The organism is Vibrio sp. RW, assembly GCF_027587105.1.
In the GTDB taxonomy this organism is placed as follows: Bacteria; Pseudomonadota; Gammaproteobacteria; order Enterobacterales; family Vibrionaceae; genus Vibrio; species Vibrio toranzoniae.
Genome location: NZ_JAPPTM010000013.1, coordinates 82,244 through 96,879, shown reverse-complemented (window position 1 = coordinate 96,879; position 14,636 = coordinate 82,244). Strand labels below are relative to the sequence as shown.

General features: G+C 44.2%; 11 protein-coding genes. 10 read left to right on the top strand and 1 reads right to left on the bottom strand.

All coding sequences use genetic code 11. The features are described from left to right. The first annotated feature begins 123 nt into the window (after window positions 1-123). The 7 genes from lepA (at window position 124) to acpS (ending at window position 6,767) form a co-directional block, all read left to right on the top strand. Window positions 124-1,917, top strand: coding sequence for a translation elongation factor 4 (gene lepA / locus OCT63_RS13270; protein ID WP_017056563.1), 1,794 nt, complete (start codon window positions 124-126; stop codon window positions 1,915-1,917). A 244-nt stretch (window positions 1,918-2,161) separates the two neighbouring features. Beyond that, on the top strand, window positions 2,162-3,058 hold the full coding sequence (gene lepB, locus OCT63_RS13265; protein WP_269983864.1) for a signal peptidase I: 897 nt from the start codon (window positions 2,162-2,164) through the stop codon (window positions 3,056-3,058). Between the two features lie 26 nt (window positions 3,059-3,084). Beyond that, complete coding sequence (rnc, locus tag OCT63_RS13260) at window positions 3,085-3,762, top strand: ribonuclease III (RefSeq protein WP_017056565.1); 678 nt, start codon at window positions 3,085-3,087, stop codon at window positions 3,760-3,762. Next, entirely contained in the window at window positions 3,755-4,726 is a 972-nt protein-coding gene (gene era, locus OCT63_RS13255; RefSeq protein ID WP_017056566.1) for a GTPase Era, read from the top strand. Before rnc ends, era begins: the two co-directional genes overlap by 8 nt. Window positions 4,727-4,828: 102 nt before the next feature. After that, window positions 4,829-5,557 carry a DNA repair protein RecO gene (gene recO / locus OCT63_RS13250; protein ID WP_269983863.1) on the top strand — a complete coding sequence of 243 codons (729 nt, stop codon included), beginning with the start codon at window positions 4,829-4,831 and terminating at the stop codon, window positions 5,555-5,557. Beyond that, window positions 5,554-6,291 carry a pyridoxine 5'-phosphate synthase gene (gene pdxJ, locus OCT63_RS13245; RefSeq protein ID WP_102508279.1) on the top strand — a complete coding sequence of 246 codons (738 nt, stop codon included), beginning with the start codon at window positions 5,554-5,556 and terminating at the stop codon, window positions 6,289-6,291. The genes recO and pdxJ overlap by 4 nt, the downstream gene beginning before the upstream one ends. Before the next feature lie 95 nt (window positions 6,292-6,386). Next, on the top strand, window positions 6,387-6,767 hold the full coding sequence (gene acpS / locus OCT63_RS13240; protein WP_161687814.1) for a holo-ACP synthase: 381 nt from the start codon (window positions 6,387-6,389) through the stop codon (window positions 6,765-6,767). A 127-nt stretch (window positions 6,768-6,894) separates the two neighbouring features. Here acpS and barA read toward each other — a convergent pair whose 3' ends face one another. Further along, the gene (gene barA, locus OCT63_RS13235) at window positions 6,895-9,708 is read right to left on the bottom strand and encodes a two-component sensor histidine kinase BarA (RefSeq protein ID WP_161687816.1); all 2,814 of its coding nucleotides are present in this window, start codon (window positions 9,706-9,708) and stop codon (window positions 6,895-6,897) included. 165 nt (window positions 9,709-9,873) lie between these two features. Between barA and rlmD the strand changes: the two genes are divergently transcribed. The 3 genes from rlmD to mazG all read left to right on the top strand — a co-directional run bounded on the left by rlmD (window position 9,874) and on the right by mazG (window position 14,621). Further along, a complete protein-coding gene (gene rlmD, locus OCT63_RS13230) occupies window positions 9,874-11,193 on the top strand; it encodes a 23S rRNA (uracil(1939)-C(5))-methyltransferase RlmD (RefSeq protein WP_161679709.1) in 1,320 nt (439 codons plus the stop codon). A 115-nt stretch (window positions 11,194-11,308) separates the two neighbouring features. Further along, the gene (gene relA / locus OCT63_RS13225; protein WP_060468616.1) at window positions 11,309-13,531 is read left to right on the top strand and encodes a GTP diphosphokinase; all 2,223 of its coding nucleotides are present in this window, start codon (window positions 11,309-11,311) and stop codon (window positions 13,529-13,531) included. A gap of 292 nt (window positions 13,532-13,823) precedes the next feature. Continuing rightward, window positions 13,824-14,621 carry a nucleoside triphosphate pyrophosphohydrolase gene (gene mazG, locus OCT63_RS13220; RefSeq protein WP_060468615.1) on the top strand — a complete coding sequence of 266 codons (798 nt, stop codon included), beginning with the start codon at window positions 13,824-13,826 and terminating at the stop codon, window positions 14,619-14,621. Window positions 14,622-14,636: the final 15 nt, after the last annotated feature.

The following is a 14,636-nucleotide window of genomic DNA, read 5'->3' as shown; positions in this document are numbered from 1 at the left end:
TGCCCTTAAATTGGGTAGAATCTGCCAACTTGATTGAAATGCCGCCACCAATGCTAATATTAGGTTGGAAGCATAGCGGCTTTCTTATTATCCCTATACAAAGAGTTTAGTCATACCAAGCCTATGAAGCACATTCGTAATTTTTCGATTATCGCCCACATCGACCACGGTAAGTCGACCCTTTCTGACCGCTTAATCCAAGTTTGTGGAGGATTAAGTGAACGTGAGATGGCAGCTCAAGTCCTCGATTCTATGGATATAGAACGCGAACGTGGTATTACAATTAAAGCGCAGAGTGTGACTTTAGATTATAAAGCTAAAGATGGTGAAACTTACCAACTTAACTTTATCGACACCCCTGGACACGTAGACTTTTCTTATGAAGTATCTCGCTCTCTAGCGGCTTGTGAAGGCGCGCTACTTGTAGTAGATGCTGGTCAAGGTGTTGAAGCACAAACTCTAGCAAACTGTTACACAGCAATCGAAATGGAGCTGGAAGTGGTGCCAATCTTGAACAAGATTGACCTACCCGCAGCTGAACCAGAGCGTGTTGCTGAAGAAATCGAAGAGATCGTTGGCATCGATGCTATGGAAGCGACTCGCTGTTCTGCGAAAACAGGGGTAGGTGTTGACGATGTTCTAGAAAACATCGTAACGGCTATTCCACCACCGGAAGGTGATCCAGATGCGCCTCTACAAGCCCTTATTATTGACTCTTGGTTCGATAACTACCTTGGCGTAGTTTCTTTGGTACGTATCAAAAACGGTAAGCTGAAGAAGAATGACAAGATAAAAGTCATGTCGACAGACCAAGTTTGGGGAGTTGACCGTCTAGGTATCTTCACACCTAAGCGAATCGACACCACTGAGCTGAATACTGGCGAGGTAGGTTGGGTTGTTTGTGGCATTAAAGACATTCTAGGTGCGCCTGTTGGTGATACCTTGACGCTTGCTAAAGGCGGCTGTACTGAACGTCTACCTGGATTCCAAAAAGTGAAGCCTCAGGTATATGCAGGCCTGTTCCCTGTTTCATCTGATGACTACGAAAACTTCCGTGACGCACTAGGCAAACTAAGCCTAAATGATGCATCACTGTTCTACGAACCAGAAAGTTCAGCAGCACTTGGCTTTGGTTTCCGTTGTGGCTTCTTAGGAATGCTTCACATGGAGATCATCCAAGAGCGTCTAGAGCGTGAATACGACCTAGACCTCATCACAACGGCTCCAACCGTAGTGTATGAAGTTGTAAAAACAGATAAAACAGTTCTGTACGTTGATAGCCCGGCTAAACTGCCAGCGGTTAATGACCTCGAAGAAATTCGTGAACCAATTGCACGCTGTAATATTCTGGTACCTTCGGATTACCTAGGTAACGTAATCACACTGTGTGTTGAGAAGCGTGGCGTACAAGTAGACATGGTTTACCATGGTAACCAAGTTGCTGTGACGTACGATCTTCCTATGGCAGAAGTGGTTCTAGACTTCTTCGACCGTCTGAAGTCAACGTCTCGCGGTTACGCATCATTGGATTACAACTTCCAACGCTACGAGCCATCAAACATGGTACGTGTAGACGTATTGTTGAATGGTGAAACGGTTGATGCACTAGCGATCATTACGCACAAAGACATTGCTCAGTCTCGTGGTCGTCTACTGGTAGAGAAGATGAAAGAATTCATCCCTCGTCAGATGTTCGATATTGCGATTCAAGCTGCGATTGGTAACCACATCATTGCTCGTTCTACAGTGAAACAACTGCGTAAGAACGTAATCGCAAAATGTTATGGTGGTGATATCAGTCGTAAGAAGAAACTTCTTAAGAAACAAAAAGAAGGTAAGAAGCGTATGAAGCAGATCGGTAACGTTGAACTGCCTCAAGAAGCTTTCCTTGCCATCCTTCACGTTGGAAAAGACTAGTATCAATCGTACTAACTAACTGCTAAATATTACTGGTTAAAATCGCTTATTTCTTTGTTGCAAAGATAGCAATTAGGCCCACTAGTCACTGCACTTTGCATCTAGAACTAAGCGATTTTTCCTGCGTAATCTTTTAAGCATCTAGTCAGTGTGATTGATAATAATTAGAAATATTAAGCAGAGTGAAAGGGTTATACTCTTTCACTTTCGTTATTTTTAAAGAAATGAAATTTAAGGGATATCAATGGCTAATACATTTTCACTTATCTTAGTGATCGTAACTCTAGTGACTGGCATTGTATGGGCATTGGAAAAGTTGTTGTGGGCAAAGAAGCGCCAGCAGAAACTGGCTGACGTTGAAGCACAATCGACAGGCCTAGACGCTGAAACTAGCGCAAAAGTTACGGCTCAGCCTTGGTGGGTTGAGAACAGTGTTTCCATTTTCCCGGTCATTGCATTTGTTTTGATTCTGCGTTCATTTATTTATGAACCGTTTCAGATCCCGTCTGGCTCGATGATGCCAACCCTTTTGGTGGGTGATTTTATCTTGGTAGAGAAGTATGCGTACGGTCTAAAAGACCCGGTATGGCGTACTCAACTGGTTGAAACGGGCAAACCAGAACGTGGTGATTCAATCGTATTTAAGTACCCACCTCAGCCTAATATCGACTACATCAAGCGTGTTGTTGGTATGCCAGGTGACACCATTCGTTACAGCAGTCGAAAAGAGATTTGCATTCAAGCGAAGGGTACAAGTAGCTGTGATCCAGTGAAACTAAGTCACGTTGAAGAAAGCCAATTTGTTCAAGATGGTGTGCCTCTTATTCAGCTGAATGAACAGCTTGGAGACGTAGAGCACCAAATTTTAGTTAACCCATTACGCCGTGATCGTGTGCAAGCATATCAGCCCCGTAATGGTGTTAACGAGTGGGTCGTTCCAGAAGGCCAGTACTTTGTGATGGGTGATAACCGTGACAACAGTGCCGATAGCCGTTACTGGGGCTTTGTCCCTGAAGCAAACCTTGTTGGTAAGGCCGTTGCGATTTGGATCAGCTTCGAGTTCGAACGTGGTTCAGACAGTGTACTTCCAACATGGATTCCTACTGGTGTGCGTTTTAATCGCATCGGTGGGATTCATTAATCGATCAATTAACACATCGAGAGATCATGAATTCTCCAATTGATAAACTAGAGAGAAAGATTGGCTATCAGTTTAATGATGCCGATCTTATCCACTTGGCGCTGACTCACCGCAGCGCCGCAGGTAAACATAACGAACGTCTTGAGTTTCTGGGCGATTCAATTTTAAGTTTTGTTATCGCTGATGATCTTTACCACCGTTTTCCTAAGGTAAACGAAGGTGACATGAGCCGTATGCGTGCAACACTGGTGCGTGGTCATACATTGGCTGAACTAGGTCGTGAATTCGAACTAGGAGATTACTTAAAATTAGGTCCAGGTGAGTTGAAGAGTGGCGGTTTCCGTCGTGATTCTATTCTAGCGGATGCGGTTGAAGCGATTATTGGTGCTGTCTATTTAGATAGTGATACCGAGACGGTTCGTCGCATTATTTTGAGCTGGTACCAATCTCGCCTAGAAGCTATTCAGCCTGGAGTATCTCAAAAAGATCCAAAAACTCGCCTTCAAGAGTTTTTACAAGGTCGAAGAAATCCTCTACCTGTCTACACAGTGACTAATATTAAAGGTGAAGCACACAACCAAGAGTTTACGGTTGAGTGTGAAGTGGCAGGTGTGGATAAACCTGTTATCGGTAAAGGCACTAGCCGCCGCAAGGCAGAGCAAGCGGCTGCTGAAACAGCATTAGAGCAACTAAGCAATGTCTGATAACAACCAAGATTTCGATATCGATGCATTTTTTTCATCTGATAGCAAAAAAACGGGCCTACCGGAAAACCAACACTGTGGCTTCATCGCTATTGTAGGTCGCCCAAACGTAGGTAAATCGACGCTTCTGAACCATATTCTGGGACAGAAGATTTCTATTACATCACGTAAACCACAGACGACACGTCACCGCATTATGGGCGTCGAAACTGAGGGGGATTACCAAGCGATCTTTGTTGATACTCCTGGACTTCATATTGAAGAAAAGCGTGCAATCAACCGTTTGATGAACCGTGCGGCGAACAGTTCTCTGAGTGATGTGAACCTAGTTTTCTTCCTTGTGGATGGAACACACTGGACTGACGACGATGAAATGGTTCTGAACAAACTGAAGAAGACGGACTTCCCAGTTGTACTTTGCATTAACAAAGTTGATAACGTTCAGGATCGTACTAACGTCATGCAGCATATGATGGAAGTCTCTAAGAAGATGGAATTCGTTGATGTTGTGCCAATCTCGGCGAAGCAAGGTAAAAACATTGATGTATTACGTAAGCATGTACGTGAGCATTTACCAAAAGCGACCCATCACTTCCCTGAAGAGTACGTGACGGATCGCTCGCAGCGCTTTATGGCGTCTGAGATTATCCGTGAAAAGCTGATGAGATTCACAGGCGAAGAGCTACCTTATTCGGTAACGGTTGAAATAGAGCGCTTTGATTACAACCCAGACAACGATGGCTTCCACATCAACGCCCTGATTCTTGTTGAACGAACGGGTCAAAAGAAAATGGTGATTGGTAAAGCGGGCGAGAAGATCAAAACAATTGGTCGTGAAGCGCGTATTGATATGGAAGATCTATTTGGCCGTAAGGTTTACTTAGAAACTTGGGTCAAGGTTAAATCGGGTTGGGCTGATGATGAGCGTGCACTTCGCTCATTAGGTTACATCGACGATCTATAATATATTGAACGTCACTTTCTGATATCACGAAAGTAGAACTTAATATAATTTCTAGAGAGAGTGCGAACTCTCTCTTTTTGTATCTGTAAGAAGGGTAAGTGATTGAGCGAAGGTTTACATCGATGCTTTGTGTTGCACCGTCGACCATACAGTGAGTCGAGTCTGATCTTGGACGTCTTCAGCGAAGAGTTCGGTCGGGTGACCTTGATGTCTAAAGGCGTTCGAAGCAAGCGTTCCAATTTGAAAGGTGCATTACAACCTTTTACGCCGCTATTGCTAAAGTGGTCTGGCAACAGTTCAATGAAAACCTTACGTCAAGCTGAGCCGATTAGTTTAGGGCTTCCTCTCTCGGGGATAAACTTATATTCAGCGATGTACGTGAATGAGCTGATTGGTCGAGTGTTGATGGCCGAAGTACCCATGCCTGCACTTTTTCATGACTATCTTCATGCTTTAACAGAACTGGCTCATAATGAAAATCCGGAGCCAGCATTGCGTCGTTTTGAGTTGGCTCTACTATCCGCGATGGGATATGGTGTCGACTTTTTGCATTGCGCTGGTAGCGGTGAACTGGTCGCGCCAAACATGACTTATCGATACCGAGAACAGAAAGGTTTTATTGCTTCAGTGCGTCGAGATAATCTGACATTTATGGGCGATGAACTTATCGCAATCAGCGAGCGTAGGTTTATCACTAAAGAACAGTTAAAAGCAGCAAAACGCTTTACACGCATAGCCTTAAAGCCGTATCTTGGCGGCAAACCATTAAAAAGCAGAGAGCTATTTATGCCAACAATAGCCCTCTCTAGAGCACGGAGTATTGGAAAATGAGCTCAATCCTTTTAGGCGTTAATATCGATCATATTGCAACACTACGTAATGCACGTGGGACTAAATACCCAGATCCAGTACACGCAGCTGAAATCGCTGAACGTGCAGGCGCTGATGGCATTACCATCCATTTACGTGAAGATCGTCGCCATATTGTTGATCGTGATGTGCGTATTCTGGCTGAAACTATTCAAACACGAATGAATTTAGAGATGGCTGTGACGGACGAAATGGTTCAAATTGCACTCGATACTAATCCTGAGTTCGTTTGCTTAGTTCCTGAGAAACGTGAAGAGCTGACCACTGAAGGTGGCTTAGACGTTGTCGGCCAACTTGAAAAGATCAAAGCGGCGACGGAAAAACTGTCTGCTGCTGGTATTAAGGTGTCGCTATTTATTGATGCGGATCGTCAGCAAATCGATGCAGCTAAAGTATGTGGTGCGCCGTTCATTGAGCTTCATACTGGTCATTACGCTGATGCGAAAACAGAAGAAGATCAACAAGATGAACTGAAAAAGATTGCAGCTGGCGCAAGCTATGCTGACGATCTTGGTATCACTGTCAATGCGGGTCATGGCCTGACTTACCACAATGTAGCACCGATTGCGGCGCTTCCTGAGATTTATGAGCTGAATATTGGCCATTCTATCATGGGACGTGCTGTCTTTGATGGCTTGAACAGAGCCGTTGCAGACATGAAATCCGTTATGGAAACAGCACGTAATAATAAGTAGTTAGGCAAGCGGTAACTTAGGTAAGCGGTAACCATAAGCGACAAATTGAGTCGTAGCATGTTGAGTAGTAACGAGTTGAGTAGTAAAGGTTAATAATGGCTGTTGTTGGATTAGGTACCGATATCGCAGAAATTGAACGCATAGAGAAGGCACTATCACGAAGTGGTGACGCTTTTGCTCAGCGTATTTTGACGAGTTCTGAATTTGAAGTCTTTCAGAAAATTAAGCAAAAAGGGCGCTACCTTGCAAAGCGTTTTGCCGCAAAAGAAGCGGCATCTAAAGCGTTAGGTACGGGGATTGCCCTTGGTGTGACCTTTCATGACTTCGAGATTTCAAATGATGAACATGGTAAGCCAGTATTGATCCTACATAAGAAAGCTCGTGAAATCGCCGATACGACTGGAATCAGGTCGATCCACCTCACTATCTCGGATGAGCGCCACTATGCTGTGGCAACGGTATTACTCGAATCCTAAACCTGTTGCCGCTAATCTAAATTTAGTGCCTAATTAATCAGCTAACATAAAAAAGCAGAGTCCATGAGCTCTGCTTTTTTATTGGTTTGTATTCTGAGTCGTTAAACGCTAAATCGCTAACTAGATATCAGATGCTAGATGGTTTTAAATAATGAACCGCGGTTGCTTGAACCTTATCTAACTCATCCTGAAGTTCAAAAAGCTCCGGTTCAATATCTTCAATGGAAATGCCAGATCGCAGCTCTTTCTCTATCGTTGCACATACCGATTTAAGCCTTGGTACACCACTGTATGAGCTGCTGCCATGCATCTTGTGGATAATGTGTATTAGCTCTTCAACAGGGTAATCACTATCTTCTATCGCTCTCTCAGTTGCCTCATAAACCTCAGGAATAAAGTCCACTAGCATTTGCAACATATCTCGTGCGAGGTCTTCTTTATTGGCTGCTTGTTTCATTGCAGCTTGCCAATCTATGATGATGTTTTTGTGCACACTTATTTCACTTTCTGATATTTGGCTATTATCGATTTCGACTGAGACTGCTGGGTGATCTGGGTCTATTTTTTCGATATGCTCAACCTCAGAGGTTGGGCTCCAATGAATCAGAACCTGTTGTAATATATGCTCTTCAATAGGTTTCGTTAGGTAGTCATCCATGCCCGCCTCAAGCAACCGGTCACGTTCACCAATCATGGCATGAGCGGTCACTGCAATGATCGGAGTATTCGCATTATTTGCTAGTTTTTTGATATTCTGACAAGCGGTCACACCATCCATTTGTGGCATTTGAATGTCCATGAAGATGATATCAAATGGTGTTTCTGTCGCTTTGTCGATGGCCTGCTGACCGCTAGTGCAACTGATGACGGTTTCTACGCGTTCTTTCAGTAGTGCGGTAATCAATTTAAGGTTTGCAGGGTTGTCATCGACAGCCAATACGGTGAATGGAAGCTTCACTTCCGAGTGCGTTTCAATTGCCGGTGCAATCAAGGTTGGAGCTTGGTTCGATACTAGGGTTTGAAGCAGTTTCTTACGAGAAAGAGGCTTGGTGATGCACTGAACATCCACTTCTTTCATCAATTGTTCACCTAACGCTAATTCGGTACTTGGTGTACCAATAATTACGTTCTGAGCTATTTTTTTAGCGCCAATAGCCCAACCACTTACGGTATCAAATTGGTATTCTTGGTTTGATGCAAGGTTTAGCAGAACGTAGTCATACGAGGTTGACTCGTCAGGCATCACCGAACGATAAGTGACCACAAGCCCTTCTTGGGTTAAGATCTGTTGGGTAATTGACGCTGCTTGCATATTTGGTTCGATCAACAGTAGTTGTTTGTTTTGTAGACACTGAGTTTCAATCAGCTCCGTCATCGGCATATCAGTGGTAGAAAGCCTCAACGTAAACCAGAAGGTTGAACCTTGGTGAAGACGACTGGTTAGACTGATTTCACCACCCATTTGGCTCACCAATTTTTGGGTGATAACCAGACCTAAACCTGTACCACCATAACGACGAGAAATACTTGCATCTGCTTGGCTAAAGGCTTGGAAAAGTTGAGCTTGTTGACGTTCCGATATACCAATACCAGTATCACGAACCATGAATTGAAGCTCGATATTGTCTTCGCTTTGTGAGCGAAGTTCAACGCTGATATCAATGTTGCCATGCTCAGTAAACTTGATGGAGTTACCAACTAGGTTCGTCAAGATCTGCTGGATACGTAGTGGATCACCAACAACGCCTGGCGGTACTTTAGGGTCGATCTTGAGGGTCAGTTCTAAGCCTTTTTCATGAGCATTAGTTGCTTGAAGGTTCACAACTTCTTCGAGGCTGGATTGGAATTCAAATGGGATGTTCTCTAAGGCTAGCTTGCCAGCTTCGAGTTTCGAGAAATCCAAGATATCGTTAATAATACTGAGTAGGTTGTTCGCCGAGCGTTCAATAGTTTGCAAGTAATCAGTTTGGCTGTTCGATAGATGGGTTTTGAGCATTTGGCGAGTAAAGCCAATTACACCGTTGAGCGGCGTTCTTAATTCGTGAGACATATTCGCCAAGAATTCAGACTTAACACGAGCCGCTTCCTGAGCACGCTTTTTCGCAATGTCTAATTCAACGTTTTGAATCTCTAACTGTTCAAGTGTTTCACGTAGATCGGAGGTCGCTTGGTCAATACTGTGTTGCATTTCAACGTGATATTCCGACAGCGACACTGCCATCGCATTGATACCGTTTTTCAGCGAGTCTAGTTCACCATGCATTTTGCCTTCGATACGTACATCGAGATGACCACGACGAATTCGGTCGACCATGTTTTTCATGTGTGTGATCGGCTGGGTCACGTCGTGCATTAAGCGGAAGGCAAACACACCTGAAAGCCCAAGCCCGAGAACCAATACTAAGAATGCAGAAAACACCTCTTGATATTGTTGTAATCGAAGTGATGAAAGGTCTAACTCTATCGCGATATAACCGATCGCTTGGTTGGCTTGAGATTGGCCATTGGCTGAGTTTATATACTGACCTTCAGCAATGATAGGCGTCCGAAGAATCAGCGTATTATCGAGCAGGTTCGATGAGCTTAAATGCGGAATCGGTTTATCTTTGGGGTAGGTCAGGCTTTCAAAGTCAGGGTGAAAGTTTGAGGTTACAAACAGCTCGTGACGTTCATCAAACACCGCGATACTGCGCACCAGCTTAGAATTTTTTCGATGCGCATAGCTAATCAGCTGTCGAACAGACTCTCGACTTTCGAGCTGCATGCCTGATTCACTCGCAATCGCCAGTGGTTCAATGATGCTAGTACCAGTGTTCACCACTTGACCTTCAAGGTCTTGATAGCGGTTAAATGAGAAAAATGCACTCAATAGCAACCCAATAATCAATGTTGGAGCTAGAGTTAAGGTAATTACACGGGCTCTTAAGCCATATCTGGTCATGTTCTTTAATTACATCGAGGTCTGGATATGGGAAAATAACGCACCCAATGGCGGTTAAGTGAACGGTAAGCTTAATCAAAGCCGTGACGTTCGACAATGATTCCAAGGCAGAATAGTGAGCCCTGGATACCAATTACTAATTAAAAGATACATTAGGCATAAGCAATGGCACGTTTTTTCCAACCAAAAAAGAAAACTCAATTCGAGACCAAGCATCAATCGGTTTTGGTTGAACGAATGGATCACAATGGCGCTGGCATCGCTTATCAGAAAAACAAACCTGTTTTCATTGATGGGGCATTGCCCGGTGAGCAGGTGGTCATTCAACTGACTGAGAGTAAGAGTAAATTTGCACGCGCGAAACTCATCAAATTATTAAAGCCAAGCGAGCAGCGCCTAAAGCCGTTTTGTAAGCACTTTAATCAGTGTGGTGGCTGTCATCTTCAGCATTTTGGTTACGCCTCTCAGGTTGAGCACAAAGCACAGTCTCTTTCACATCTGATGAGCCAATATCAAACCGTTGAAACCGAAGTTGCCCAACCGATCGTGGGTGATGAAACGGGTTATCGTCGTCGCGCGCGTATCAGCCTATTTGTTGATAAAAAGACACAGCAGCTTCAGTTCGGTTTCCGTAAGAAGCAAAGTAAGCAGATTGAAAATATCACCGACTGTGCTGTGCTTGATTTTCGTCTTAATGTACTGCTGCCAAAGCTGAAAAATTTACTTAACACTTTCAGTAACCTTACCTCTTTAGGACACGTAGAATTGGTGTTGGGCGATACTGGCCCTGTCATGGTGCTACGTCACCTTAAGCCTTTGGTTGAAAAAGATGAGCAATCTTTGATTGAGTTGGCTCAGACAGAAGGCGCTACGCTGTATTCTATGCCAGAAGCGGACAAGTTGATTCGTTTGGTGGGTGATACGCCAGCTTATAATGAAACCGGTGTGACATTGCCGTTTGAGCCAAATCACTTCATTCAAGTGAATCAAAAGGTCAATCAACAGATGGTGGCTCAAGCGATCGAGTGGCTAGAACCTCAAGCGGATGAGCGGGTGCTTGATCTGTTTTGTGGTTTAGGTAACTTCAGCTTACCTATCGCACAACAGTCGGCGTTTGTGGTCGGTGTGGAAGGTGTTACTGAAATGGTACAACAGGCCGCATCTAATGCAGAATTAAACCAGCTAAGTAATACGGAATTTTACCAAGCGAACCTTGAAGAAGACTTATCCTTACAGCCTTGGGCAAAAGAGAAATTCGATAAAGTATTGCTCGACCCTGCAAGGGCTGGAGCGAGTGGGATCGTTGATCAAATTTCAGCGTTAGGCGCGAAGCGTGTGGTTTATGTTTCGTGTAATCCTGCTACTCTAGCTAGAGATTCTGAGAGCCTAGAAAAACAAGGCTATCAATTAGCCAAGCTTGGTATGTTGGACATGTTCCCCCACACCAGCCATCTAGAATCGATGGCTCTTTTTATCAAGGCTTAAAAATGAATCACAAAGGCGCAGTTAAGACTGCGTTGATATCAATATGAGTCGAACTAACTTGGAACCAGTTAGTCATATTGAATTGGGTATAAAACATAATAACTAGGAAGACATGATGGTTGCGGTACGAAGCGCACATTTAAACCCAAGCGAACAGTTTGAGCTAGAACGTTGGATTGCGTCACTGAATCAAGATGCAAAGACCTCGAATAAACTGATCAAAGTTTATCTTCACTGTGAAGAGCTTTTAAAAGATCATGAACAAGCTTCGCTCTTGCTTTGGCGTGGGCGCGAGATGATCGAAATTTTGGTCACCTTGTCTATGGATCGTGCCACTTTAGTGGCAGCACAACTTTTCCCCGTCGTCTCAAGTGGTGTTTTTGAGCGTGAAGCGTTTGAAGAAAGCTACGGCAAAGAAATCGTAAAGTTGATTGATGGCGTCGAAGAGATGGCGGCTTTGGGCCAGCTAAACGTCACCCTTGAAGGCAGTGCTGCCTCGGGTCAAGTCGATAACGTTCGTCGCATGTTATTGGCTATGGTCGATGATTTCCGCTGCGTAGTTATCAAGCTGGCGGAGCGAATATGTAACCTTATTGAAGTGAAAAAGGCTCCAGATGCTGTGCGTCGTGCAGCGGCGAAAGAGTGCTCCAATATCTACGCTCCATTAGCAAATCGCTTAGGCATTGGTCAGCTTAAATGGGAAATTGAAGATTACGCATTTCGTTACCAACAGCCAGACACCTACAAGCAGATTGCCAAGCAGTTGTCTGAGCGTCGCATTGTACGTGAACAATACATCACAGACTTCGTTAACGACTTAACGGCAGAAATGCAACGTTCAAGCATCAATGCTGAAGTGAGTGGTCGACCAAAACACATCTACAGTATCTGGCGTAAAATGCAGAAGAAAGGCTTGGCCTTCGATGAGCTTTTTGACGTGCGTGCTGTGCGTATCATCGCCGATCAACTTCAAGACTGTTATGCCGGCCTAGGTGTGGTTCACACCAAATATAAACACCTTCCCAGTGAATTTGATGACTATGTAGCTAACCCTAAACCCAATGGTTACCAATCTATCCATACCGTGGTTCTTGGTCCTGAAGGTAAGACCATTGAGATTCAAATCCGTACCAAGCAAATGCACGAAGATTCTGAGCTGGGGGTTGCTGCGCACTGGAAGTATAAAGAAGGTGCTACAAGCGCTCGCAGTGGTTACGACGAGAAAATTACTTGGTTGCGTAAACTTATCGATTGGCAAGAGGAGATGTCGGATTCTGGTGAGATGCTAGATGAAGTTCGTAGCCAAGTGTTCGATGACCGTGTCTACGCCTTTACACCTCGCGGTGACGTGGTCGATTTGCCGATGGGGGCTACGCCTCTCGATTTTGCTTACCACATCCATTCGATGGTAGGGCACCGCTGTATTGGTGCCAAAGTAGCAGGACGTATCGTACCGTTTACCCATAAACTATCGATGGGCGACCAAGTAGAGATCATCACTCAGAAAGAACCGAATCCATCGCGTGATTGGCTAAATCCAACCACAGGTTTCGTTCACTCAGGTCGTGCTCGTGCAAAAATCAACGCATGGTTCAGAGCACAAAGCCGCGAGAAAAATTTAGAAGCCGGTCGAGATATCCTTGAAGTTGAACTCGCGAAAGTGGGGGCTACCCTAAAAGATGCCGACCAATATGCGCTAAAACGCTTTAACGTCAACACTCCTGATGAGCTTTATGCTGGCATCGGCAGTGGAGACTTACGTATTAACCAAGTGGTTAACCACATCAATGCATTGGTCAATAAACCAACGGCGGAAGAAGAAGATAAAAAAGCGTTAGAAAAGCTGCTTGAGTCGGAAAATAAGCCTGCACAACAGAGTCGTCCAAATAAAGATGCGGTAGTGGTTGAAGGTGTTGATAACCTAATGACACACCTCGCTCGCTGTTGTCAGCCTATTCCAGGCGATATGATTAAAGGTTACATCACTCAAGGTCGTGGTATCTCTGTTCACCGTAGTGACTGTGAACAACTAAGCGAACTTAACCTACATGCTCCAGAACGTATTATCGATACTGTTTGGGGGCATGGATTTGTCGGCTCATACATCCTAACGCTACGCGTCGAAGCGTTAGAGCGTAATGGTTTGTTGAAAGACATTACCTCACTGTTCTCGAATGAAAAGATCAGTGTGACCACAATGAAGAGCCGTATCGACTATAAACGTCAGCTGTCGGTAATGGATTTTGATTTGGAAGTGACCAATATTGAAATTCTGAGTCGAGTGACGAGCCGAGTAGAACAAATCAAAGATGTCATGTCGGTTAAACGCCTAGGCTAGTTTTTACGTCGTACTTGGCCTTCTAACTGTGTTAACTGCACTATACTCGCTTCATCACATAGGCAAGCTATGCTCAGAAGTCTCGTAAGTTTGTTGCCTTGTTAGAAGAACCAAGTACTTAGTAAAAACCGAACAATGCATTGAATGACGCGTTGTTTAACAAGAAAAACAGAAAGGTGAGTGGTTTTGGCTGCTCACCTTTTTTAGTTCTAGTATTTTTTTAGTTTGAGAACCTTTTAGTTTCAGTGAAGCTATAAGTTTAAAAATCAAAGACAGTAATAGGAAGAAAACGATGAATCACCCGATTGAACACCTTGAACAGATTATGACTAAGCTGCGCGATCCAGAAGGTGGCTGTCCTTGGGATTTAAAACAAAATTTTGAAACAATTGTGCCGCATACTATCGAAGAGACCTATGAGGTAGTGGACGCGATTCACAACAAAGACTGGCCGAACCTACAAGAAGAGTTGGGTGACTTGCTGTTCCAGGTGATTTTCTACAGCCAGTTAGCTAAAGAGCAGGGGTTGTTTGAGTTCTCTGATGTGGTTGATGGTATCAATGAGAAGCTAACACGTCGCCATCCGCATGTGTTCTCTGATACCGAGTTTGCCAGTGATGAAGAAATTAATGCCAACTGGGAAGCTGAAAAGGCCAAAGAAAAAGCACAAGCAGGCAAAACTCAAGAAAGTATTCTAGACTCAATACCAAACTCGCTACCTGCACTTTCGCGTGCTACAAAGATTCAAAAGCAGGTTGCGAAATTTGGCTTTGATTGGGACGCTATTGGCCCGGTGGCAGATAAGGTTTTAGAGGAAGTTGACGAAGTGTTGGAAGAGGCGCTGCAAGTCACACCGAACGAAGATTTGATTGAAGAAGAGTTGGGAGATCTGTTGTTTGCGACGGTCAATTTGGTGCGACATTTAGGTAAAAGCCCAGAAACGGCGCTGAACAAAGCTAATCTAAAGTTTTCTCGTCGCTTTAAAGGAGTGGAACAAAAAGTTCGTCAACAAGATAAAAATTTAACCGATTTTTCTCTACAACAGCTTGATTCCATGTGGGATGAGGTCAAAGTTGAGGAGAAAAGATAATCAAAGCTTTTATCA